The sequence below is a fragment of the Brevundimonas sp. UBA7838 genome, from assembly GCF_002500885.1.
Taxonomy (GTDB): domain Bacteria; phylum Pseudomonadota; class Alphaproteobacteria; order Caulobacterales; family Caulobacteraceae; genus Brevundimonas; species Brevundimonas vesicularis_C.
The window spans coordinates 1-271 of record NZ_DLTK01000053.1 but is presented as its reverse complement, the minus strand read 5'-3'; the positions used below and the strand labels follow the sequence as shown (position 1 = coordinate 271).

Genomic DNA, 271 nt, shown 5'->3' with positions numbered 1-271 from the left:
CGGCCAGCAGCAACAGGGCGAACGGGCCGAACCACAGCAGCCAGGTCCCCGCCCGGACCGGCGGGGTGAAGAGCACATAGTCTCCGAAGCGTCGCACCAGATCGTCGCGCACGGCCTGATCCGAGGCGCCGGCCGCGATCTCCTCGCGGATCAGGCGGCGCATGTCGCCGGCGACGCCCGCCGGGCTGTCGGCGATGGCCTCGTGCTGGCAGACGACGCAGCGCACGTCCTTGAACAGGGCCTGGGCGCGGGCCTCCTGGGTCGCATCGGC

1 protein-coding gene is annotated in these 271 nt (G+C 73.1%); it reads right to left on the bottom strand.

Annotated features, from left to right (window positions below; genetic code table 11):
- The coding region (locus B3T77_RS03640) for a cytochrome c-type biogenesis protein (protein ID WP_292077313.1) at positions 1-271 on the bottom strand (271 nt) is incomplete at both ends.